The following is a 23041-nucleotide window of genomic DNA, read 5'->3' as shown; positions in this document are numbered from 1 at the left end:
AAAACTAAAATAACAAATAACAAATAACAAATAACAAATAACAAATAAGATTTAACGAACTTCTTTATCACCATTTAGAGATATAGTGATAAATAGTATAAAGAGTAAAGGTAGACCAGATCTTATGTTCATATGATATTCTTTAAAATTGACCAAAAATATAACAATTGAATATAATATTAAGCTAACAACAAATACTACCTTAGTTTTTTCAAACTTAATTTTTGTAACATTAGATACTCCAACAAACAGAATGTATAAATTTTTAAAGTATATGAGGCACATACCAATAAAACCTACAGAGTATAAAGCTCTCACATATCCAATATCGGTACGTAGCACATTACCTAGTTCCCGTCCACTTAAGCTCGTCCCCCAAAAGGAAAACAATGTTGTAAAGTCCACGCTATTTTGTTCGTACATTTCACTTAATCTAGAAGTAGACTCAGTCGTAAAAGAGCCGATCGAGATAAAATTAATTATAGGTTCAAATGCCCAACCAAAATTATTTAATACAATTAAACTAAAAACATCAGGACTCGTAGAATACAAAATAAATAACATTGTAGAGAACCCTACCACAGTGATCGTAACAACCTTCAACACCAATATTAATGTTCTAATTGCTCTAAATTCATGATAGAAGCAAAAATTATACAATAACAACACTGGTATAATAGCCAATAATACTAAATACAGACCGGTTCTTCCCGTAAATAAAATTGCCAACAGTGAAAATATCATACAAAAAATTGACAACTTATTCTTATTTGATAAATATATACAAAGGTTAATATTGAATACAATACAAAAAACTATACTAGCGGTTGCTCCGCCTCCCATGACCAAATCGAATGCTCGTATTGATTCCTCAGCTAAACCAACCATTTTTGCATTTTGAGATAGCACTGATGCAGAAAACTGACCAACACCAGGAACTAACATAACTAATACAACAAAAACACAATTTATTAGGTAGGAATATTGTATATGAACAAGTAATTTATCTCTAAAACAATCTGGAAAGGAACATTTATATAGTATAACTAATGAATAAGCAGATAAAAAAGTTAATATTAAGATTAGCATATCTATCAATGGATAAAAACTATCCAAATCATTTATTAAAACAGAGATAATAAAACTAATAGAAATAAATAAAAATATACCAATCAAAAAAGCACACTCTTTATTAAATATCTTATACCTAATAAATAAAAATGGACTAAAAATAGATAGAATCAATGTAAATAAAATATTAAGATCTGGGAAATTAAGCCTCGGGCCACATAAAAGCATAAATGTAAAAGTAAAAATAATTTTATTCATCAAACTACCAATAGAAATGAAATCTTAAGATCATATATAGCGAATCGAGATGACAATCAATTATAACGAACCCATTTATTTATACTATCATCATATTTTTTTATTATTTTAGCTGGAGAGCCGCAAATTATAGAGTTTTCAGGTACATCCTTAGTAACTACAGAATTCGCCCCTACAATAACATTATCGCCAATCAATACGTTAGGTAAAACCACAACACCTTCTCCTAGCCAAACATTATTGCCAATCTTAACTATTCCACTCTGTAGCTTCCTTTTTGATGCTATCGATCTCGGTTCATCTTGAACATTCCCACTATAATTACCATGATTGTGATCTGTAATAAACACTCGACTTGCAATCAAGACATTATGACCAATCGTAATACTTTCAATTGCAGCAATATGTACCGAGTCGTTGATTTGACAATCATTACCAAACACTATTTGGTTTTTATTTTCTGAAAGTGCATCAATACGACAATATCTTCCCGTGGTAAAGCCTTTTCCAAAGAATATATGTTTTGAACCTCGAATAGTTACAGGTAACCTAACTAACCTAGCGTTACGATGAAATAAGTAAGTATATATTTTTGATACAATCAAATTAAAAATAGAGTATAAATTGTAACCTTTCATTTGAGCCTCAAAAATTGACTAAAAAAACTATTACGTCGATCGTCTAAATGACATTTTAAAAACTTCTCAGCCGAGCCTAAATTGATATCTGAATATGATTTATAAGTGACATTATCATTTAGTATCACGTTTATTTTTTTTGCAAGTTCAGCCGAATTACCAATTGCGACTAAACAGTCTTCAGGTAAGATCTCTTTGAACCCTGGGAGTTGTGTAGCGACGACAGGCAATCCAAATGACATAGCCTCTATTGTTGCTCTAGGTATGCCCTCAGCTCGACTAGGTTGTACGTATAAGTCACATTTTGAGTATAATTGTTCTAAAATATTTCGTTCTAACATTCCGTGAAATACTACATTTTCACATATGTCATATTCACTCACGATACGCTCATAATCATCATCCAAGTGACCACCAGCTATATGCAATTTGATTTTGACACCTTCAATTTTAATTAGATAATTCAGAGCCTCTAATAAAACATCAACACCTTTACGTTTATTTACACCACCTGCAAATAAAATATCAAACTTTTCTTTTTTAACAAATCTATTCCTAAGATGTAGCTTATCAATATATACATTGCTCGCTACTTCGCTGTTTTTGTTTGGGTATTTTTTTGACAAATTTTCTGAAACATAAATAGCCCCCTGAGCACTTTTTACAATTCTTTCAAATACACCTCGGAAAATAGCAGTTAAGAAAAACCCACCTTTTTTATTTAAAAATTGATCATTATCAGCCGCAACTTCTAGAACATACTTCCTATTGTATAATTTGCATAAAAAACAAACATATAACCCAATGATGCTTGGAAAATTAATAACAATAAGTTCTGAATCAAAAATTATTTGTCTAAGAGAATATAAAACTTTGGGATTCAATAATTCGAAATAATTTTTGACTAACAGAGGTAATTTTATAGCTCTACTGTTAATGGAAAAAAAACCATCGGATTCTATCTTACATCGATTCTCTAGTCTATTTCTTGAAAAAATATTGACTTCATTTGCACCATTTAATAGAAACCTATCGAAGTATTTTTCAGGTAAACCTACAGCAGTAAAAATCGTTTCATTGTTTTTGTAGAAACAAAAATCATGGACATATAAAACTTTCATTATCCCCCCTAGTATAGATGATTATATATTTCTTCTTTCATTTTCCTGGCTTCTATTTCCACACTGATTTTTTCTTCATTTATTATATGAATTTTTTTACTGATACTTACCCTTAAATCTTCATTATTAGCTAAGTTAGTAATACAATATTTCCAAGTTTGAACATCGTATGCAATACAATCATCAATTGCATCACCATATACTGATAACACTTCTGGTATCGGACAAGAAATAAATGGCTTAGCCAACTGAGAGAATACAAATGCTCGTCCTCCATTTGAACTTTGCTTGAAACGGAAAATTAGATCATGGTATTTATCAGTTTCCCAAAAAAAGGCTCCATATTTAGTGAATAGCGATTCGAAGAACTTGTTTCTATATTTAATTTGATTTGGCACCAGCCCTATATCTATATCACTTAAAATTTCATATATTTTAGGGAAACTATAATCATGAAATTCCACTTCAAAAGGTAGCTCAGTTTCATTAGTAGTTTCGAAATCAACCAAATTACTTACGACTTTAAGTTTTACATTATAATCCTTCGCTAATTCTTTTAACGCAGGGTATATATATCTTTTACTTTCCAAAAAATGTCGATAATTACCATGATATCCAAAGACTAAATTAGTGCTACTTTTATTGGATAATGGCACCGCCTTTCCATTGTAAGATTCTACTAACTTCAAGTATATTGAGCGATGACCTCTTGCTTCAAACATACTTTTCAAATATGGGGTATCTGCAATTAAAAAGTTACTAACGTGATAGTCACTCTCTCTTTTTAAAATAAATTCAGATTTACTATCACCAAATAAGAATCGAAATTGGTAATACAAACTTCTAATACTTAATTTTGATAACGGGGCATGAACAACCCTCTCATGATGTGGTTTTACTAATCCAATAATTATATTTGGGTTGGATTTTCTAGCAATTTTGGCTTCACCTTCATCCGCGTGTAATATTGCTACGTCATATTTTTCATAATTTCCAAAGTCGTTAAAACTTACATTGAAATCATCAAAACTTTCAAATTCATGCCTAATTCCATACATTGGTATTCTAATGCTACCTATTTTTTCACTACCTTTTGCATTAAATACAACATTAATTTTTCTACTCATAATCAGTTCCGAAAAAATGTACTTTAATTGAATAATATAATCTAAAGAAAGCTAACAAAAGCGCAGTCACAACAACTCCTTTCAGAACATCTTCTACGATAACATCTGCTTTCAATATAATTAAGTATAGTGAGTATGTAATGAGATATAGTGATGAGTATAAAACACTTTTAAGAAATAATTTTTTATGCCCAAAGGCAATTAAGGCATTATTTCCTAAAACCCAACTAATAGCGCTCAAAGGAACTAAAACTATAATAACCTGGAGAATCATATTGGATTTCTCCATTTCCTTTCCACCAAGTAAAACCACCATATCCAGACCAAAAATATGAACAAGAAAATAGACACCTAATGAGTACGTTACGCAGGACAGAAGAGTTATAATTGTTAGGTTTCTGTTCTTTGATTTTATTATTTTTGGATATACAACTTGGTTGATAATTGTTATTGGCATTCTAAATAAATCTACAATCTTCATACTAAGATCATACATAGCAACAATACTTGGACTAAAAATATAACCTAACGTTAATGATCCTGTTTTTAGGTTAATAACTCCTGAGATTCTTGACACAAAATATATCCAACTATCGATGAATAAATATTTTGAAACTCCACTTAACTCTGTAACAATCTTAACCCCTGCGAATTTTTTTAGATACAAGTATGCAAATATCAATGATATCAATGATGTGACAATTTGAAAAATTACCACATAATTGATACTTGTATCACTAGATACAAATGTATATATTAACAACAAATATAATACTTTAGATGGTATCTGAATAAATGCAGCGATTTTTTGTTTCTCTAGCCCATTAAATACATATATAGGAAAGAGGCTATCAAAAACAATATAGGCAATACAAAGGCCATACAAATAAACATTTAAATTTAGAAAGCTGACAAAGGAAATTAATGTTAAAATGGAAAAGATGGAAATGTAAATTTTTATTCTCTGAATTGCACAAAATACAGTGGAAATATCTTTTCCCTTATTTACTCTCTCTGCTATTTCTTTAGTGCCACTTAAGTCAAAGCCAAAATTAATAATAACTTGAAATAATGAACTTATGACTAGAGCGTATATATACTCCCCATATACAGATGAACCATAAACTCGAATGAGAAACGGGTAAATTAGAAATGGTATCAACAAGTTGACTATTTGTAATGAAGATAAAAAACCAAAATTTTTAATTATACTTTTCATGTTATTTTAACAAAAAACTTGGACATCATGAAAGTATTCACCTTGCAAATCTTTCTTTGATAAAGTTACTTCTTTATTAATTATCGGCCATTTAATCTTGATACTTGGATCGTCCCACTTAATTGATTTCTCCGCACTAGGGTTATAATAATCCGTACATTTATAAACAAACTCCGCCTCTTCACTCGTCACATAAAACCCATGCGCAAAGCCTTCTGGCACCCACAATTGACGTTTGTTTTCAGCAGATAAGTACTCTCCTATCCACTGCCCAAAAGTTGGTGAGCCTTTTCGAATATCGACTGCAACATCAAACACTTCACCCGACACCACTCGTACAAGCTTGCCTTGGGTGTTTTCTGTTTGGTAATGCAGGCCGCGTAAGATACCTTTCTTCGACTTTGAGTGGTTATCTTGCACAAACTGTGTTGGCTTTCCCGTAACCAGTTCTTCAAAGCGCTTTTGGTTCCAAGTTTCCATAAAGAAACCACGTTCATCACCAAACACACTTGGCTCTATGATTTTCACATCAGGGATACAAGTATCAATTACTTTCATTTTTTATTCCGTATACGCTTGAATATTGTTTAATGCAGCCTTCCAATCACTCGCTTTAATATCGAAACCTTGAGTGATTTTCTCGGTACTTAATCGAGAGTTACTTGGGCGTTTTGCAGGGGTCGGATATTGCTCAGTAGTAATACTCGTTAAGTTCGGCTTTTTCACAAACCCTCCTTGCTCAACCGCTACATCAAAAATCGCATCTGCAAACTCAAACCAACTTACGTGGGGTAAACCCGAGTAGTGGTAAACACCGTACTCAACAGCATCACCTTGATTAATACGCTTCGATATTTGGATCAATGCATTGGCAATATCACCGGCATAAGTCGGCCCGCCAAACTGGTCACCGACAATACTCAATGCGTCTCTGTTCTCACCTAAACGCAGCATCGTTTTCACGAAGTTATTGCCGCTTTCACCAAACACCCATGCCGTGCGAAGGATAATGTGTTTGTCACATGCTTCAGCGACCGCTATCTCACCCGCTAACTTACTTTCACCGTAAACACCTTGTGGGTTAGTAGCATCCGTTTCCACATACTCGCCCACTTTATTGCCTTCAAACACATAGTCGGTCGAAATATGCAAAATGGCTGCACCAACACTCTGAGCTGCTTGTGCGAGGTATTTGGGGCCATCACGGTTTATCGCGAAAGAAAGGTCTACTTCCTCTTCAGCCTTATCAACTGCTGTATGTGCCGCCGCATTAATAATGATACTAGGCTCAAACTCAGCAACCGCTGCACTGACAGTCTTCTGGTTGGTAATATCAAGATGCTCTCTATCAAGCGCTAATACCGTAATGGTTTCATAATTGGCTAACTGCTGAGTTAAGCAAGAACCCACTTGGCCGTAACAACCTGTAATTAATACACGCATTAAACTGCTGCCTTTTTCTGTGCGTCACTCACTAAACGGGTCAAGTACTGACCGTACTCGTTTTTCATCATTGGCTTGGCTAAATCCAACACTTGCTCATCACTCAACCAATCGTTACGCCATGCGATTTCTTCTAAACACGCAACTTTTAAGCCCTGTACATTCTCAATAGTTTGCACAAAAGAAGACGCTTCATGCAGGCTTTCATGCGTTCCGGTATCTAACCAGGCGAAACCACGCCCTAATAGCTCAACATTCAGAGAACCATCATTTAAGTACATTTCATTAAGTGTGGTAATTTCGAGTTCGCCACGGTGAGATGGTTTAACTTGTTTGGCCATTTTCACCACGCGATTATCGTAGAAATACAAACCAGTTACTGCGTAATTGGATTTTGGTGCTTCCGGCTTTTCTTCAATCGAAACGGCTTTCATGTCTTTATCAAACTCGACCACACCAAAACGCTCTGGGTCTTTTACTTGATAGCCAAATACTGTAGATAAACCGTTCGATGTTAACTCTCTAGCTTTTGTCAATTGACGACTAAAAGATTGACCATAGAAGATGTTATCACCCAACACTAAACATACGCTGTCATCACCAATGAACTCTTCACCAATAATAAACGCTTGCGCTAGGCCATCTGGGCTTGACTGAATAGCATACTCAAGGTTGATACCGAAATCAGAGCCATCACCCAGTAGGCGCTGAAACCCTGCATTATCTTCAGGTGTGGTGATAATCAAAATATCTTTGATGCCCGCAAGCATTAATGTCGAGATTGGGTAAAACACCATTGGTTTGTCGTAAATCGGCAAGAGTTGCTTGGATACGCCGCGCGTCAATGGGTACAAACGTGTGCCAGAACCACCAGCAAGAACGATCCCTTTCATTATTTACTTTCCTTAGTTTCCGTTGACTCAACGCCTAGGCGCTCACGTTGGTAGCTACCATCTTGCACGTTTTGACACCATGCTGAGTTATCTAGATACCATTGCACCGTTTTACGTAGCCCCGTTTCGAAAGTTTCCTCTGGTGTCCAGTTCAGCTCACGTTGCATCTTAGATGAATCAATAGCATAGCGGCGGTCATGACCTGGGCGATCTTGAACGTACGTAATTTGCTCTGCATACGCCGAATTTTTCGGTACTAACGTATCTAGGATGTCACAAATCGTATTGACGACTTCGAGGTTTTTCTTCTCGTTGTGACCACCGATGTTGTAGGTCTCGCCTACTTTACCTTCAGTCACCACTTTGTAGAGTGCACGGGCATGATCTTCGACAAACAACCAGTCACGTATTTGGTCTCCTTTTCCGTAAATAGGTAACTCTTTACCTTCTAACGCATTAAGGATAACCAGAGGGATCAACTTTTCAGGGAAATGATATGGGCCGTAATTGTTTGAGCAGTTGGTGACGATAGTAGGCAGGCCGTAAGTGCGTAACCATGCACGCACTAAATGGTCACTCGAAGCTTTTGATGCCGAGTATGGACTTGATGGTTCATACGAGGTTGTTTCTAGGAACATTGGTAACTTTTTATTGGCTGAAGGCTCTACTCCTTCTTCCACGTCATCAGGATGTGGAAGGTCGCCGTACACTTCATCGGTTGAGATGTGGTGAAAACGGAATGCTTGTTTCGCACCTTCTTCTAGTGTATTCCAATACTCGCGAGTTGCTTCAAGTAGGGTGTATGTGCCGACAATATTCGTTTCAATGAATGCGGCCGGGCCAGTGATTGAACGGTCAACATGCGATTCGGCAGCTAAATGCATTACCGCATCTGGTTTATGCTGAGCAAAAACACGGTCTAGCTCTGAACGATTACAGATATCCACTTGTGCAAAAGCATAGCGTTCGCTCGAATCCACTTCAATAAGAGATTCTAAATTACCTGCGTAAGTGAGCTTATCAGCGTTAACTACGCTGTCAGAAGTATTATTTATGATGTGACGAATAACAGCTGAGCCGATAAAACCAGCACCACCAGTGACGAGGATCTTCATAGTTTTCTCTTGTAGTATTATGTTTAGAACAACTCACGAGCGTGAAGATGTATAGAATTTTTGAGTTTTAATCTCACGAAAATCAGGGCAAGATTACGAAGCCCCTTGTACTGCAAGGACTTGCGAAAGGTAGCTATTGCTACGGTTTGCTTTTTTCTGCTTTCTTTTGATCCCTGCTTTGAAGCTAGTTTCTTCCGTCAGCAGATTTAAAGCTATATGTCTTATAACTGCTAAATTCTCACCAGCTTGCTCTCGACGAATCCGACATTCATCTTCTTTAAAACCTACGTCTAATCGCCAGTGCATCTGATTTTCAATGCTCCAATGTGCTCGCGTGCTCTCTAGTAAAGCTTTAGCCGTCAGTTTTGCTGAGCTTATGTAGTGCTTGATTTGCATTGTTTCTGCTGGCTTATCACCTTCTTGACGAATTGAAACGACCATACCAATGGTGGAGAGTCCCGCCCAATCAAGCGCTATATCGCCTAAGAAATCTGTATTGTGAACAACCATACTCAAACGCGTTTCTGTACGACCATGTCCTTTCTCTTGAGTGACGTATTTATCACCTTCAAAACTATTAAGCATACTAGAATTAAACACTTGGCTAATCGCTTGCTCCAATCGTTTTTGATTACCTTTTACCGCTAAGAGGTAATCTGCATCTTGGCCGACTATCTTTTCAGCTATATCCTTCTGGCATCCCATAGCATCAATCGTCACTAAGCAACCTCGTAAGGAAAGCATTTCAAGCAGTTCGGGGATCGCTTTGATTTCATTGCTTTTGTCTGCTGTTTTAACCTGCCCTAACACAACTTGATTTGCAGCACTAAACGCACTAACCATATGGATTGCACCACAACGCTTGTCTTTGTTGTATGTGCCTCTGAGAGTTTTGCCGTCGATAGCAATCACTTCACCCTCAGTCACCTCATGACAGTCTTTCATCCACGCTGTAAAGCATCGTTGTAGTTGCTTGGCGGAAATAAGATTGATAACTCGGGCAATGGTATCGTGTACTGGTATGCCTTGTTTGAAATCACCATACTGTCTAAGCCATTCCAAGTTATCTTCACCAAAATCTTCAATATCCTCCCAACCTTCAGCACCAGCAATCACTGCTGCAATTGTTAAGAAGATAATGTCGGTTAGCGTGTGCTCTATTTTCCAAGCTTGGCGAGGGTCTCGAATAACTGAAATATGGTCCAAAAGGCTTAATCCGTTCATTAGGCTAAATATCTGCTGTTAAAAAACAGTATATGATCACACCTAAATCTGATCATCAAATCGATCTTGGATGTATTGAGATTATTGTGACTTCAGTGTACAAATTAGTGGAAACATTACTTCACGCTACCCCTTATTCCATATGGGTTTTTCATGATCTTGCCCTGTCACGAAAATGCCTCAGTCATTGTTAAGCCACTGAGACACTTTTTATTCATTTTGAGACAGTCTATTTTGGGCAATCCCTTATAAAACCTAGACTTTGCTGACTTTTTAAAAACCGCCCCAATAGGCCGTCAAAACGATTTTTGCAACCTTTAGGCTTGCCGCACTTTTTGACTTGCTGGCCATTCGCATTTGGGTACGCTACCGCCCTTAGGTTTGGCTCCTACAGGCAATGAATCACAATTTTTCACTGTGTTTCAGGTTTATGCGTTTTTCATACGGTTTTAATTTGCTGCGTATTCTAGCAAATCAAGTGCATATTGACCAGTTTGCAATTTACCTCATTCTGACAAGTGCCTCACAAAGCACTGACCCAGCGGGAGCATTGTACGTCTTGTAGATACTGAGTCCCTATGTGGTACCTGTTTTCTTGTGCTGCGTCGCAGTAGCGTTTCTCTATATCAATGAAAATATTGCCGTTGCGGTAAAGCGACACGAAGCTTGGGTTGTTGTTCACAACCAATAACGCTTTAATCTCTGTGCGTGTTAACCCTTGTGGGTAGTGGTTAACCAGCAGTTTCAAGAACTCGCCAATACGCCCTTCTACTCGCGCTATCTCTTTTTCTAAAATGGTGACTTTTTCTTCCGTTGTCAGTTTTTTTAGGCTGGTATCGTCCATTTGCCCTCTCCCTAACTCTACTTTTGTTTCTTGACGTTTGTTGTCTGTATTCGCGTTTGGTCTGCCTTCGCCTTTGTTTTTTTCTGAGCTTTTGGCTGTGTGAACAAGCGCTTAGTCTGTGAATAATCGAATGGTCACTACTTAGAATCCGTGCCGGGCGATTTGGATTGAACTAGGGCCTTGATACGCGCTTCGAACGGGTTGGTGGTGCTTTTGGCTTTGTAGTCCGCTAGGGCCTGAGAGACAGGCGTGGGTTGTTTGGGTTCCATGGGCTTAGCTGCCTGTATTGCTTTTTCGGAACCTATTGCTTGCGCGGTCTTTTGGAGTTTAGCTGCCTTGGTTGGTGCAGAGGCCCTTGCAGGTTTACCCGCCCCTGCTTGCTTAAAAACTGACGATGAGTCTCGCTTCGCCTTAGCTTGGGCGCTTCTTCTTAGCCAGCCATTCACAAAGTGGCCAATGTGCTCAAAGGGTTTGCGCTTATCGGGGTTGATGTACAACCACGCTTGCATGGCATGCAGTTCTTGCAACACATCTAACTTTGGGTAGGTGCGCTCTAATATGGTGGTGAACTCATGGTAAATCGGTGCGCTGCCCTCTTTGGTGAGCAGGTGAATCACGGCTTCACTCTTTGAGCTTCCTTGATTGGTACTTTCCGTTTGGAATGTAGCATTTTCTTTATCTTCGCAATGAGAGGGCTCTTTACAAGGAGTGTCTGAATGGTCTGTTTTCTTTGCGAGCTCTGTTTTCTGTGGATATTCCGACGAGGCTGGCGGTAAACCTGTTTGTTCTACATTCGTGTTCTCTTGATTCGCTTGATCTAGATCGGCCTGCTGAATGTGGCTGTCGTTGGGTAGGCGCAGCTGATATATATTGCTGCGCTGGCGTCCTGAATCATCAAACCGCTTTATCCGCTTCACAAACCCTTGTTTCTCAAGTTCGTTAACGTGTCGCTTAACGGTTCTTACCGACACTTCGCAATATTGTGCTAAGTAATTTAAGGATGGGAAACACACGCCGCGCGCGTCGGCGTTATCGGCCAATTTTAATAACACCAACTTACTTATCGGCGAGCCGTTTTTTAATGGGATGAAAGAAAGAATTAGAGAAACACACATGGTTAACGCTCCTTGTTAATTAGTCATTCGTATAGAAATCCATTGATATACAGAGCATTAACAACACTTTTTGGCGCTTTAGGGGCGAAACGCCTATGAGATAAGTTGTAAGAAAAGATGTTTGGTTAAACGCCTCGGATAGATATGCAACACCAGCCTTATTGAGCTGTAATTTTTCGAAGCACTTCTCACTTTTCTGTGTCCCTCCATTTTCGCGCTATTACCGCCAACCCCAATCAAGAATCTTCAAGTACATTGCCCTCCCCATGCAGCAATAAGGTGCTTAATGAAGGCGATAGTTTCTCTTTTTATTTCAGCGTACCAACCCGGAATGGCGAGCCTCGAGTGCCGCGTTAATTCCCTGAATCAATCACGCCAGCCGTTATTTTTTAGTGATAGTGATGGGTCTGGCCAAGTACTGAGCTATGAAGCCGGCGGTTATAAAGAAAGCCAAATGGACGGTTGTGATTTTAATGAGGATGAATGCGGTGACGTCCCCAGCTATGAGGATATTTGTTGGATGATCAGCCGAGCACGGCGCAGGCAGCCTCTGGGTTATTACGTCATGTATTTACGTTATGTAAACCACCACTCTGGTTATGCCAAAACCGTCGCCACCAGTTTGCGACAACACATCGCACTGCACCCTGATTTAAAAGAATCGTTATCAACGTCTTTAATCACTTGGTTACAACAACACGAGGATTTATTTTGTCAAACACTCCACCAGCAACTGACCGAGTTCCACACCAGCCGTTAGCCGCTTCTGTTTTGCAAGAGTCGGCTGACTTACAAGAACAGGCTGGCTCTATAGAGCTCATCCCTTCGTTAGAGCCTTGCTTATCTCCTGCTTCCTATTCTCTAAGCTTGGTTTCAGTTTTACTCCGCTTACCTTTTTGTCCGCCATATTCTTTTATCACTGTGCATTGTAGCGCCACGCCGCCGCAGCAAGATGTAGACGTAGCCGAGATTCGCCGATGGCATAAAAAGAGAGGCTGGCGCGATGTCGGGTATCACTTTGTTATTCGTCGCAATGGCGATGTCGAACTTGGCAGGCCACTGTCGCAAACCGGTGCGCATGTGAAAGGACACAACAAGGGCAATATTGGGGTTTGTATGATAGGTGGCTGTAATGCCGAGCTGCAACCAGAAGACAACTTCACGCTTGCGCAGCGTAAGGCGCTGTTTGGTTTGATGGCTGCACTGCAAGAGCAGTTCTTGATTTCAGATGAGAATGTTAAGGGGCATAAAGATTTGGGCGTGAGTAAAGCGTGTCCGGTTTTGAGGTTGAGAGCTTAGGAGCAGATGCGGGATGCGGGATGCGAAAGGCTTAAGAGCGGATGCGAGTGACGGGTAAACGGGATGCAAAAGGCTTAAGAGCGGGAGTGGCGGAATTTAACCATCAATAAACCAAGGAGCAGTATGACATTGTTCGGAAGAATATTCGGGAGCCAGTCTTCTATTAACAAAGGGTTAGATGCACTCACCAACACAGGAGATGCGATGTTTTTTACTGATGAAGAAAAAGCGAAGCACAAGCTGGCACTGCTTAAAGCGTATGAACCTTTTAAGTTGGTACAACGCTACATTGTGTTGTTGTTCACCATTCCTTATGTGGCGCTGCATGTGATGGTTATTTTAGGCTGTATGCACGGCTACGATTGGAAACCCTTGGGAGAAATGACCAATGAAGCGTTTGGTTATCCGGTATTAGCGGCGATTGGATTGTATTTGACGGGAGGCGTGGTTAAAAAATAGATACGGGGGACCAAAAGCAGATACGGGTGACGAGTAAGCGAGTAACGAAGAGATGAAGAGCGGCGCTTTTCGTTACTCGCCACTCTCATCCCGCATCTGCCTTTTAGCTCTTCGTTTACCCGGTTACTCGCATCTCGTTACTGCTCTTTAACTTTATTTCTTGTCGCTAGAATATGCGTAGTTGTAATAACCGTAGCCATACGAGCTTGATGCTTTCTTCTCGATGGCGTTGAAGATAACGCCTTTCACTTCGATACCCGATTGTTCGAAACGGTTACGAGCCACATCGATCTCTTTAATGGTGTTTTGGCCGTAACGCGCAACCATTAATGTGGTGCCAGCAAAAGCGCCAACAATGCTTGGGTCGGTTACCGCAAGTACTGGCGGAGTATCGACAATCACCAAGTCATACTCTTTTGATGCCCACTCCATTAAATCTGCAAAGCGTGGGTGCATTAACAGTTCAGATGGGTTGGGTGGCACTTGGCCGCGAGTAATAATCTCTAGGTTTTCCACTGGTGTCGTTTTCACTGATTGAGCAAACTCTTGCTTACTGCTTAATACATCAGAAAGGCCGTTGTCCCATTTCACACCAAAGCTTTGTTGTAGGTAACCTTTACGCATATCCGCATCAATCAACAACACTTTTTGGCCTGTTTTTGCGGCTACTGCAGCAAAGTTGGTCGAGATAAAAGATTTACCAATGCCCGGCGCAGGGCCAGAGATCATCAAGATATTGTTTTTCGCTTCGAGCATTGCAAAGTGCAAGCTAGTGCGAAGGCCACGCAGTGCTTCAACAGAAAGATCCGCAGGGTTCGATTCTGCAAGCAGTGCTTGAGTGCCCTTGGTTTGCTGTTTCTTCGATTTAAAGCGGTTGGTTAGCTCAATCTGCAAATCAGATTTTGGTACCGCTGCGTAAACCGGAAGGCCGATTTGTTCAATTTGATCTGGGCTTTCCACACCACGGTGGAACGCCGCTTTCACTAATACAAACGCGACACTTAGCATGCCACCTAATAGTGTTGCTAATACAACAATGAGCGGCTTCTTCGGTTTTACAGCACGAGCATACGCTTGAGCGTCATCTAAAATACGAACGTTACCGACGGTACCGGCTTTGATGATGCTGAGTTCTTGAACCTTGTTTAAAAGCTGGATGTAGATTTGTTGGTTTACTTCAACATCACGTGTCATACGCAGTACTTCACGCTGTGTTTTTGGCAACTTTTGTACTTGCTTGTTTAGACGCTCTTTTTCGCCCAGTAACGTTTTACGTTTATCAAGTAGAGCTTTGTAGGCTGGGTGATCTTTAGTAAAGCGTTGGCTGATTTCACTCTCTTTAAACGTCAGTTCATTCAATTGCGCTTCAAGCTCTACCATCACCTTCAAGGTTGACTGTGCTTCTAAGCCCAAGTCGATCGATTCGTTCTTTTGACGGTAGTTGTTTAGCGTATCTTCATAACCCGTCAGCTCAGATTTAATGCCCGGAAGGTGACTTTCTAAGAAGGAGAGGCTCTTCTCTGCTTCCGCTGAATTACGCTTCACATTTTGTAAGAAGTAGATCTGGCTAATGTGATTAAGGATTTCAGAAATCTGCTGCTTATTTTCACCTTCAAAGCTCAGCTTCAAAATGCCAGTCTGCTTACCTTGCTCAGACAAAGACAACGATTTTTTCAGCCATTCGATCGCTTCTAGTCGGCTTTGTTTCGCAATAGAGAACTCGAAACCATTGTGTGATTCAAAACCGGCCACAAACAAGCTGTAGTCGTCTGCTGTTGCTAGCTCACCCACTTTGCCTTGCAAGATAATGCGCTCATCGTCACGAACTAATTGGTAGGTACCCTGCTCGGCATCGAGAATTTGAATGGTGTGTGCGTAAGCGCTCGCATAGTTTGGCAAAGTAAAGCGGCTTACCACAATGTGGTTAATATCACCGGTCAAGCGAGCAAAACCTTTACCTACGATGGGTGCGTAGTTCGGTGATGTCACCGTCGTGAGGTTAAATTTATCGACCGTTTCGCCCAAGATCATACGAGATTTGATGATCTCCACTTCCGTCGTCGCAGAAGATTCTTGAGAGAACAACTCGCCCATGTCACCGACCATCGATGAAATACCGCCAGAGCTCTTCTCTTCAATTTGAATGAGGGCATCGGCTTTGTATATCGGCGTTGAAAGCAATGCAAACGCAATACCAAACACAGCAAAAGCGAATGTGGTCAGCATGATTAGCCATTTAGCGTCCAGCAGAATGCCAAGCAGTTTTCCTAAATCGATCTCATCAGAGTTATCTGTATGCGATTGCTGAGAGGTTTGTGTTGTCATCAGATTGCTACTTCCTAAACTAGTTTTTTGAAGAGAAATACGCTCCGCGCACTTCTCTTTTATATGATTCTATTGGTGGCGATAAGGCTTAACTGCTTAAGTAAACAGTACCTAAATTAAATGACAGCTTCAGTTACAGTTTTTTCGCCCAAGCTTGTGCTGCTTCGTCAATCAGCTTATAAGCGTGTTCAAAGGCTTCACGGCTTTGACGGTAAGGATCAGGAATGTCTTTTTGGCCAATCCACTGACCAAACAACATAGTTTTGCCGCGTGCCTCTGGCGATATTTGAGTAAGCGCTTCTAAATGGCCCTTCTCCATCACCAAGATCAAGTCATACTGAGCACAAAGCTGTGGCGTGACTTGCTGAGACTGATGATTTTCAACATCCACCCCATTTTCAGCAGCAATCAAAATCGCCGTGTCGTCTGCAGGCTTACCAATTAAACGGCTTTTTTCAGCAGCTATACCGGCAGAGGCCACTTCTTTGTTTGGAAGCAAGTTTTGTAAAACTCGCTCTCCCGTTGGGGAACGACAAATGTTGCCCACGCATACGACTAAAATTTTATTAAACATAATTCACTTATAGCGTTAGTTTTTCGTAAACCCAATGCATCTGTAAACCCAATGCACCTGTGAACCGAATGCATTGATAAACTGAACGTGCTTACAAACAAGATTTACTTCTAGATGTAAAAAATCAGGTTACACGCTAAATGCAACCTGATGATTAATCTTCAGTGATTACCAATTACGAACGCGCAACATACCTTCAGTTAGGTCGTTGAAGCCAGAGATGGTCGGTACAAGCTGACCGATAACACGGTTCCAACGGCTGATTGGTGCTGCCGTTACGTAAACAATATCATAAGGCTTTAAATCAAACTCGGTGCCAATCACTAAAGCTGATGCATCTTCCATATTCAGTTGGTAGATGTCTGCCATGCGTTCTGATTTATCATCAGAAGTTCGGATCACAAACACACCCGTTGCATCTGCCGTCAGCTGGTTGATGCCACCTACGTTGCTGAGTGCTTCGGTTAGGCTCATCCCAACGCGATCAATCTTGAGTAGTTGAGGATCGTTCACTTCACCCATCACGAATACTTTTTGGTTGTCGTTACGAGGTACGTGAACAATATCACCGGCTTGCAGTAAACGGTTTTGAGTTAGGTCACCACGTTGCATTAAGCCATAAAGAGAAAGGTTTTCTTCCACGCCATTGCGGGTTAATGAAACATTACGCCAATCAGCATCTTCAGACAAACCGCCAGAGCGGTTCACGGCATCCAGTAATGTTAGTGGGATATTAGTGATTGGCTGCTGGCCAGGTTTAGACACTTCGCCAGTAATGTATGTTTTCTTAGACCGGAAAGCCGCTACGTTGACATCAACTTGCGGGCTTTCGATGTATTTTGCCAAACGTGCCGCGATATCAGAACGAATTTCACGAACGGTTTTTCCTGCCACTTCGACTGTACCAATGTACGGGTAGAAGATGGTGCCATCAGCATGAACCCAGTTGCCGGCTTCGGTACTACTACGGTAAGAGCCCGCAGGAATCGTCAGTTCAGGATGGTCCCAGATCGTGATGTTTAGGATGTCACCCACACCGACTTTGTATTCATACTTTGCGATGTCTACGTCGAGTTCAGGGTTGGCTTGTGACACCGACAATGTACCCGTTTGGTAAGTCGATACTAGCTGAGCCGTCAGCGGATACACATTCACCACTTCAGAAATATCAGACTCTTGCTGTTCCTCAGAAGGCTGAATCACATTCTTACCACCGGTTGACAGGTGAGTACCTGGAGTCGTACACCCGACAAGCAATGCAGGTATAAGCGCGAAAAGGAGACGAGTTTTATTGATCTTCATGTTAACCAAGTAATAGAGATGGAATGTGTTGTGATACCCCAAAGGACACCCAAAGGAAGTTAAGCGCGTAATTTTATCAGCTATGCGGCTTTAAATAGCGCTGACGTAGAAAAATAATAAGATCTAACTCTCATTTATCATCGAAAAATCAAGATGCTACCGCCCTTTGATCGTCCGTGACACCACACTGCATAGTCAATACCAAACGCAGCAAAAACGATGCTTACATCCGGTCATTTTAATCCGTAAACATTATCCACAATTTGTGTTTATTATCAACCTAGTTGAATGGTTTAAGAGCAGATACGGGATGCGGGTAAACGGGATACGAAAAGATAAGAGCAGATTCGAGATTCGGGGAAACGAGATACGAAAAGATAAGAGCGGATGATACGAAACACAGCCAAAAGCAAAAGAGCCAACACATGAGGTGCTGGCTCTTAGATTTAGATGTTACGCTGAATTATTTTACTGCTTCTAAATATTTTAGGTAAGCATTGCGTAAGCGCTGTCGGTTTTCATAGTAGTAACTTGCGCCGATGCGGTTACGGTTGAAGTACTGCCTTTCAATATTGTGTTGCAAGCCAGTATCGACACCCAAGCCTGTGCCTAAATTATTGTGAGTCTCACCCACACGAGTTTGTAGAGCGTATACAAACTGGTCAATACCACGTAATTGAACGTAGTCAGGGCTCATATCACGCCATAGTGTCAGCGGAATCGCGATAGAAAGCGTCACAAAATCTTCGGCTTCACTGCTGCCTACTGCTTTTGTGGTCTGGTATGACGCATCAACTCTTACATCGCCCAGCCAATGACTGGTGGTCACACGTACCCCTTCATCGCCTTTCCAGAATTGACCGGCTTGCACTTTACCTTGCCAGTTCCAATCCGGTCTTGAGTAGGTGTAGTGGCCAATCAGCGGGGTCGCATCTAAGATCGCTTTCCCTTTTGAGTCGTACTTATCTTGAGCAGAAAAGTTCGCATACTCTGCCCCTAGAATGTGACGGCCACTGTTGCTCGCATACTGCGTTTCATTCAAGAAGCCTAAAAAGTTTCCGTAAACTTGTCCGAATGAGAATTGAGTGGTGAGGTTGTATGGCAATTGGAATGCTTGGTGGAAAAGTACCCTATCGACTTCATTTTCAAAGGCATTGTCACCCCAAATTTCGCCGTCTTTGAAGTCGTCACTCTCTGCCAACGGCATTACATGTCGAACATCCAACGCAGCGCCTTTCCAAAGAGGTGTATACAGGTTAGTGGCAAGCGCTAAAGAGTAGTCAAATACACCGTATTCTGTGGCGGTATTGTGATACAAGGCTGGAGAAACAATCACCTGTGTACGGCCAAAACCAGAACGAGCCACCTCTTTATCAAAGTTCGCTTTTGCATAGCTCTTTTTCACATCAGAAGTTCGCACAAGAAGCGTTTTACAAGGCTCGCCTGTTTTAACAAATTCACGGTAACATGGTGCACTGGTGATCACTTCCATCATCGGCATGTCATTCACCAAGTTAAACAGGCGAATGTTTTGTTGTTGGTAGTTTTTAACCCCAAGGTCTTGCAGCATACCCTCACCCACATAGGAAGAGATAATACCTAAGGCAACACCAACACCATCGACTTGGTTACGGTTATAACGGCGGTTTTCCAGCGCAACGTTTAAACCAATATCATCCGCAGAGATTCTCACGTTAAGAAAGCCTTCATCAACCAGTGCTTTTTTAAGTTGAACCATACCAGCAAATTTATGATGCGCTTGTTCTACTGCGATCTTGTCTTCTAGGGTTAACTCATTCACTCGGCGAGATTCAGAGAAGCCCATTAAGGGAGTAGATGCTGCCACCGACCAAATGTCTATATCGGCATTACCACTGGTGTAAAACTGGTATTGAAAAGATAACTGCGTATCCAGTGGTAAGTAGTGCTCTGGTGTAAAGACCTTAAGGCCAGCGTTGAATTGGTGAGAGTCGTGTTCTGCAATAAGCTGAACAAAGTCCAGTGGCTGATACTCTAAACTAGCAAATGGGCCATTTAAAACGCCATGGCTCACCTCTGATTTACCATAACCGGCACTAAACCTTGCAGGGACAAAGTCAGGCTCAAAATCGGCTACTGCATAGTAAGTTTCAAAGTTACTGGCCGCGCCACCGAAATCTTGAACACCTATGGCTAAATCGAACCCTGTCCAATCTTTAACGAAAGGAAGCTGGTATTTAAACGATGCCGACAAATCACGAATACCATTACCACAATTCGGGTTGTAGTTTGGGACATTTGGATAAAGGTGGCAATCGTACGTTTTTGTGACAATTCGACCCGCAGCCTCAAAGCCATCGAATAAACCAACGCTAAATAATATGTTATCTAACTCACTGGTTTTCCCGTTGTATGGCACGCCTTGACCATAGAGGTAAGAGATGTCGCCAGTGTCCATCACTTGAGCATTAGGCACAATGATTGCGCCGGTATAACTTTGGGACGACATCAAGTTATCGACAGCATAGGCATTAGAAGCGATCGCTAATACGCTAAAGGATGCTATGAGAGGTGCGATTTTAGAATAACTGATTATTTTCATTGGGATACAATAGGTTTTAACCGTATTTGAGAGTGACTACGTTTGTTAGTGGCCGTGTTTATTAGTAACAGTGTTTAATAGTGACTACGTTTAGTGGTAACAGAGTTTAATGGTGACAGTGCTCGATAGTAATAGCATGTAAAAAAGGCACCGTGTGGTGCCTTTTATTATTGATGCTTAAATTAGCCGCCGGTACCACCGCCGTTACCGCCACCGCCAGTACCGCCAGTACCGCCAGTGCCACCAGTACCGCCCGTTGGATCTGTTGGATCTGTTGGATCTGTTGGATCTGTTGGTTCATCTGGGTCTGGTACAGGCTCCGCTGGCTTAGCAGGTGGAAGATCACCAACAGGTGCTGTTGGATCTTTAACTGCCTCTTCAATTAACTTCGAATCTTCAGTCAGATCCAAGTAAATTGTGTCGCCATTGTTTGCAACCGGGTAGTTAGGATTCTCTGAAATAACTTTTTTGGTGATTGAATCTGTCGCTAAAGCTAGTTCATTCGCTGTTGAATCAGGGCTTACTACAAGTACGTCTGATAGTACTGCCGCTGTCGCTGAAACTAGGCTAGCTTCAGATGAAGGAAGCGTTTTAATCACTTCTTCAGTACGACGCAGGAAGTCGGCAATACTGCTAATGCTACCGTTGTTCAGTAATTCACCAAGACCAAGAGCAACAAGAACATCACTGCCAACCGAGTCATCGTAAGGCAGGCCATCTAGCTCTTTCTCAATCAAGGTTGAGATTGGAGAAGCTGTGGCAGTAGTACCAAGAGTTGCTAAGCCTTTAGGGAACTTGTAGCTCACCTTGCTCATGTCTTTACCGTTTGAAACGTCTACTGCACCCGCTGTTGCGTTGTACGCAAATGCACAAGTTTCAGGTGAGTTAACAACAGTAGGCTCTTTATCTTCGCTAACTACTGAAATACCCTTAAAACTTGTCGCATCTAGTAAGCCTGTTACACCGTTGCCACAGTTGTATGTGCCTTTCATGCCCATAATTGCAGGGTCGAATGCCATAATCTCATATGACGGAGCAGGAACGCTATTATTGTTGTCACTACCACAGCCGCCAAGAATTGCACCAACGACTGATAACGCTAAAATTTTATATTTCACAATTTATCCCTACAAATAATTAAAAGCTATGTGACAAAGCAACATTAAACGAGTCGATATCCACGCCACCAATATCCTTATATAGCTGGTATTCAATACCGACCTTCATCGCTGATGTAATCGAGTATTCAGTACCAAAAGCAATCGTTGGAGTCACACCAGAATCGTCAGACTCAACACCTGGGCCGTTTGCGTTCCAGTCATAAATGGCGATGCCACCTTTTGCGTATAGCGCTAAGCTATCTGTTACATTGCCAGACGCTTTTAGAACAACATCAAAGCTGCTTGCTTCGTAGCTGCCACCTGCAATATCTTTAAGGTCATACTCACCAAGGTAGTTGTAGCCACCTTCGATAGCTAATGTATCTACGATATGATAACCAACAAACACACCGTAAGATGTGTCTGAGTCGTCAATAGCCGTACGGCTCTCTACTAGTGGTCCAAAGTTATCGGCAGTTACACTACCAACTTTAGCGCCCACGTATAAATTTTCAGCTCCGACAGCTGATGCTGATAGCAACAACAACGGTGAAACCCTAGCTAACCACTGCATTTTCATATAATTATATCTTCCATATTTCAAACTGAACTGAGGCTGATTTTCCTAGCAAATCTAAGCGATAGTCTAATCAGTTTTTGTATGAAAGCCCAAAAAGCAGACACTCATACACGCCATTCCATACCAAAGCTAATGACACAATTGCACAATTGCACAATACTGAATGCTAGAAGCTAAAAATAGCTCAATACTGTACTTTTGAATTTCGCCAGATTTATCAATGTTGTTTAACAAGCACAAAGAACTTGAGAATAGCTTGCTTAAGCTATTGCAAGCGAGCAGCTAGCATAATCTTTTCGTATGACACTACAAAAATGGTACTCACAAGGAACCAACACAAAAAGATTACTGCGTTGCTTTCAATATCCAACCAAAACCATCTAATCAATGATAGATAGCCTAAAAAGGAATTACTCTGATTAAACAACTAATTGAACATTATGATAGGTAATTACTGCTATCAAGTAAATGTATAATTAGCAAACGCACCACAACGATTCAAAAAAACGTCAGAGCTGCGTCAGAAAGAGGTAAAAGATAAGAAAGAAGGCAAATTAAACGCGGTCGCCCGAGCCTTTACCTAATACTGTTTGAATGATGTATTGGAAGTACAATTTAGTATTCAACGTGTTAATCATGCGTTGATCCCACTCCGCGAGTTTTTCGGTGTCGACATGTCGATATCATCATAAGACAAGAAGGTATGCCTAATTAAAAGCTCTACGAATAGCTTTTAATTAGGCATAACCTAGC

At 40.8% G+C, this 23041-nt stretch carries 21 protein-coding genes and 1 pseudogene; 3 read left to right on the top strand and 19 right to left on the bottom strand.

Translation table 11 applies throughout. The features are described 5' to 3' along the window. Positions 1–51 precede the first annotated feature (51 nt). The 12 genes from AC3CH3_RS01010 to AC3CH3_RS00955 form a co-directional block, all read right to left on the bottom strand. Positions 52–1329 (bottom strand): hypothetical protein, encoded by a 1278-nt coding sequence (locus AC3CH3_RS01010; RefSeq protein ID WP_488537538.1) that lies wholly within the window; start codon positions 1327–1329, stop codon positions 52–54. Between the two features lie 56 nt (positions 1330–1385). Then, a complete protein-coding gene (locus tag AC3CH3_RS01005; protein WP_488537537.1) occupies positions 1386–1967 on the bottom strand; it encodes an LbetaH domain-containing protein in 582 nt (193 codons plus the stop codon). Then, the gene (locus tag AC3CH3_RS01000; RefSeq protein ID WP_488537536.1) at positions 1964–3088 is read right to left on the bottom strand and encodes a glycosyltransferase; all 1125 of its coding nucleotides are present in this window, start codon (positions 3086–3088) and stop codon (positions 1964–1966) included. Before AC3CH3_RS01000 ends, AC3CH3_RS01005 begins: the two co-directional genes overlap by 4 nt. Before the next feature lie 8 nt (positions 3089–3096). Further along, positions 3097–4215, bottom strand: a complete 1119-nt coding sequence (locus AC3CH3_RS00995; protein ID WP_488537535.1) for a hypothetical protein — start codon at positions 4213–4215, stop codon at positions 3097–3099. Then, positions 4208–5434, bottom strand: a complete 1227-nt coding sequence (locus AC3CH3_RS00990; protein ID WP_488537534.1) for an oligosaccharide flippase family protein — start codon at positions 5432–5434, stop codon at positions 4208–4210. Before AC3CH3_RS00990 ends, AC3CH3_RS00995 begins: the two co-directional genes overlap by 8 nt. 6 nt (positions 5435–5440) lie before the next feature. Continuing rightward, positions 5441–5992, bottom strand: a complete 552-nt coding sequence (gene rfbC / locus AC3CH3_RS00985) for a dTDP-4-dehydrorhamnose 3,5-epimerase (RefSeq protein WP_488537533.1) — start codon at positions 5990–5992, stop codon at positions 5441–5443. Between the two features lie 3 nt (positions 5993–5995). After that, positions 5996–6877 (bottom strand): dTDP-4-dehydrorhamnose reductase, encoded by an 882-nt coding sequence (rfbD, locus tag AC3CH3_RS00980; protein ID WP_488537532.1) that lies wholly within the window; start codon positions 6875–6877, stop codon positions 5996–5998. After that, positions 6877–7770, bottom strand: a complete 894-nt coding sequence (rfbA, locus tag AC3CH3_RS00975; protein ID WP_488537531.1) for a glucose-1-phosphate thymidylyltransferase RfbA — start codon at positions 7768–7770, stop codon at positions 6877–6879. The genes rfbD and rfbA overlap by 1 nt, the downstream gene beginning before the upstream one ends. Next, positions 7770–8885, bottom strand: coding sequence for a dTDP-glucose 4,6-dehydratase (gene rfbB, locus AC3CH3_RS00970; RefSeq protein WP_488537530.1), 1116 nt, complete (start codon positions 8883–8885; stop codon positions 7770–7772). Before rfbB ends, rfbA begins: the two co-directional genes overlap by 1 nt. Before the next feature lie 93 nt (positions 8886–8978). Continuing rightward, on the bottom strand, positions 8979–10109 hold the full coding sequence (locus AC3CH3_RS00965) for an ISAs1 family transposase (protein ID WP_261875708.1): 1131 nt from the start codon (positions 10107–10109) through the stop codon (positions 8979–8981). A 523-nt stretch (positions 10110–10632) separates the two neighbouring features. Beyond that, positions 10633–10953: a hypothetical protein gene (locus AC3CH3_RS00960; RefSeq protein ID WP_488537529.1), complete on the bottom strand. Its 321-nt coding sequence runs from the start codon at positions 10951–10953 to the stop codon at positions 10633–10635. A gap of 137 nt (positions 10954–11090) precedes the next feature. Further along, positions 11091–12068, bottom strand: coding sequence for a helix-turn-helix domain-containing protein (locus AC3CH3_RS00955; RefSeq protein ID WP_488537528.1), 978 nt, complete (start codon positions 12066–12068; stop codon positions 11091–11093). Between the two features lie 286 nt (positions 12069–12354). Between AC3CH3_RS00955 and AC3CH3_RS00950 the strand changes: the two genes are divergently transcribed. From AC3CH3_RS00950 to AC3CH3_RS00940, 3 genes are all read left to right on the top strand, one after another. Next, entirely contained in the window at positions 12355–12828 is a 474-nt protein-coding gene (locus tag AC3CH3_RS00950; RefSeq protein WP_488537527.1) for a hypothetical protein, read from the top strand. Further along, the gene (locus AC3CH3_RS00945; protein ID WP_488537526.1) at positions 12780–13367 is read left to right on the top strand and encodes an N-acetylmuramoyl-L-alanine amidase; all 588 of its coding nucleotides are present in this window, start codon (positions 12780–12782) and stop codon (positions 13365–13367) included. The genes AC3CH3_RS00950 and AC3CH3_RS00945 overlap by 49 nt, the downstream gene beginning before the upstream one ends. A gap of 123 nt (positions 13368–13490) precedes the next feature. Further along, complete coding sequence (locus tag AC3CH3_RS00940; RefSeq protein WP_016784030.1) at positions 13491–13826, top strand: hypothetical protein; 336 nt, start codon at positions 13491–13493, stop codon at positions 13824–13826. A 153-nt stretch (positions 13827–13979) separates the two neighbouring features. Here the strand turns inward: AC3CH3_RS00940 and AC3CH3_RS00935 are convergent, their stop codons facing one another. The 7 genes and pseudogenes from AC3CH3_RS00935 to AC3CH3_RS00905 form a co-directional block, all read right to left on the bottom strand. Next, positions 13980–16151 carry a polysaccharide biosynthesis tyrosine autokinase gene (locus AC3CH3_RS00935; RefSeq protein WP_488537525.1) on the bottom strand — a complete coding sequence of 724 codons (2172 nt, stop codon included), beginning with the start codon at positions 16149–16151 and terminating at the stop codon, positions 13980–13982. 133 nt (positions 16152–16284) lie between these two features. After that, positions 16285–16725 (bottom strand): low molecular weight protein-tyrosine-phosphatase, encoded by a 441-nt coding sequence (locus AC3CH3_RS00930; RefSeq protein WP_017069276.1) that lies wholly within the window; start codon positions 16723–16725, stop codon positions 16285–16287. A gap of 168 nt (positions 16726–16893) precedes the next feature. Further along, on the bottom strand, positions 16894–18027 hold the full coding sequence (locus tag AC3CH3_RS00925; protein WP_488537524.1) for a polysaccharide export protein: 1134 nt from the start codon (positions 18025–18027) through the stop codon (positions 16894–16896). Positions 18028–18490: 463 nt separating this feature from the next. Continuing rightward, positions 18491–20608 carry a YjbH domain-containing protein gene (locus tag AC3CH3_RS00920; protein WP_488537523.1) on the bottom strand — a complete coding sequence of 706 codons (2118 nt, stop codon included), beginning with the start codon at positions 20606–20608 and terminating at the stop codon, positions 18491–18493. Positions 20609–20790: 182 nt separating this feature from the next. Continuing rightward, on the bottom strand, positions 20791–21726 hold the full coding sequence (locus tag AC3CH3_RS00915) for a serine/threonine protein kinase (protein WP_488537522.1): 936 nt from the start codon (positions 21724–21726) through the stop codon (positions 20791–20793). Positions 21727–21745: 19 nt separating this feature from the next. Further along, positions 21746–22288 (bottom strand): outer membrane beta-barrel protein, encoded by a 543-nt coding sequence (locus tag AC3CH3_RS00910; RefSeq protein ID WP_488537521.1) that lies wholly within the window; start codon positions 22286–22288, stop codon positions 21746–21748. Between the two features lie 554 nt (positions 22289–22842). Further along, positions 22843–22976 (bottom strand): annotated as a pseudogene (locus tag AC3CH3_RS00905) (sugar transferase); the annotation flags it as partial. Positions 22977–23041: the final 65 nt, after the last annotated feature.

The sequence above is a fragment of the Vibrio sp. QJM3NY_35 genome, from assembly GCF_057785915.1.
The sequence above is the reverse complement of the archived record's forward strand: the minus strand, read 5'-3'. Positions and strand labels throughout refer to the sequence as shown.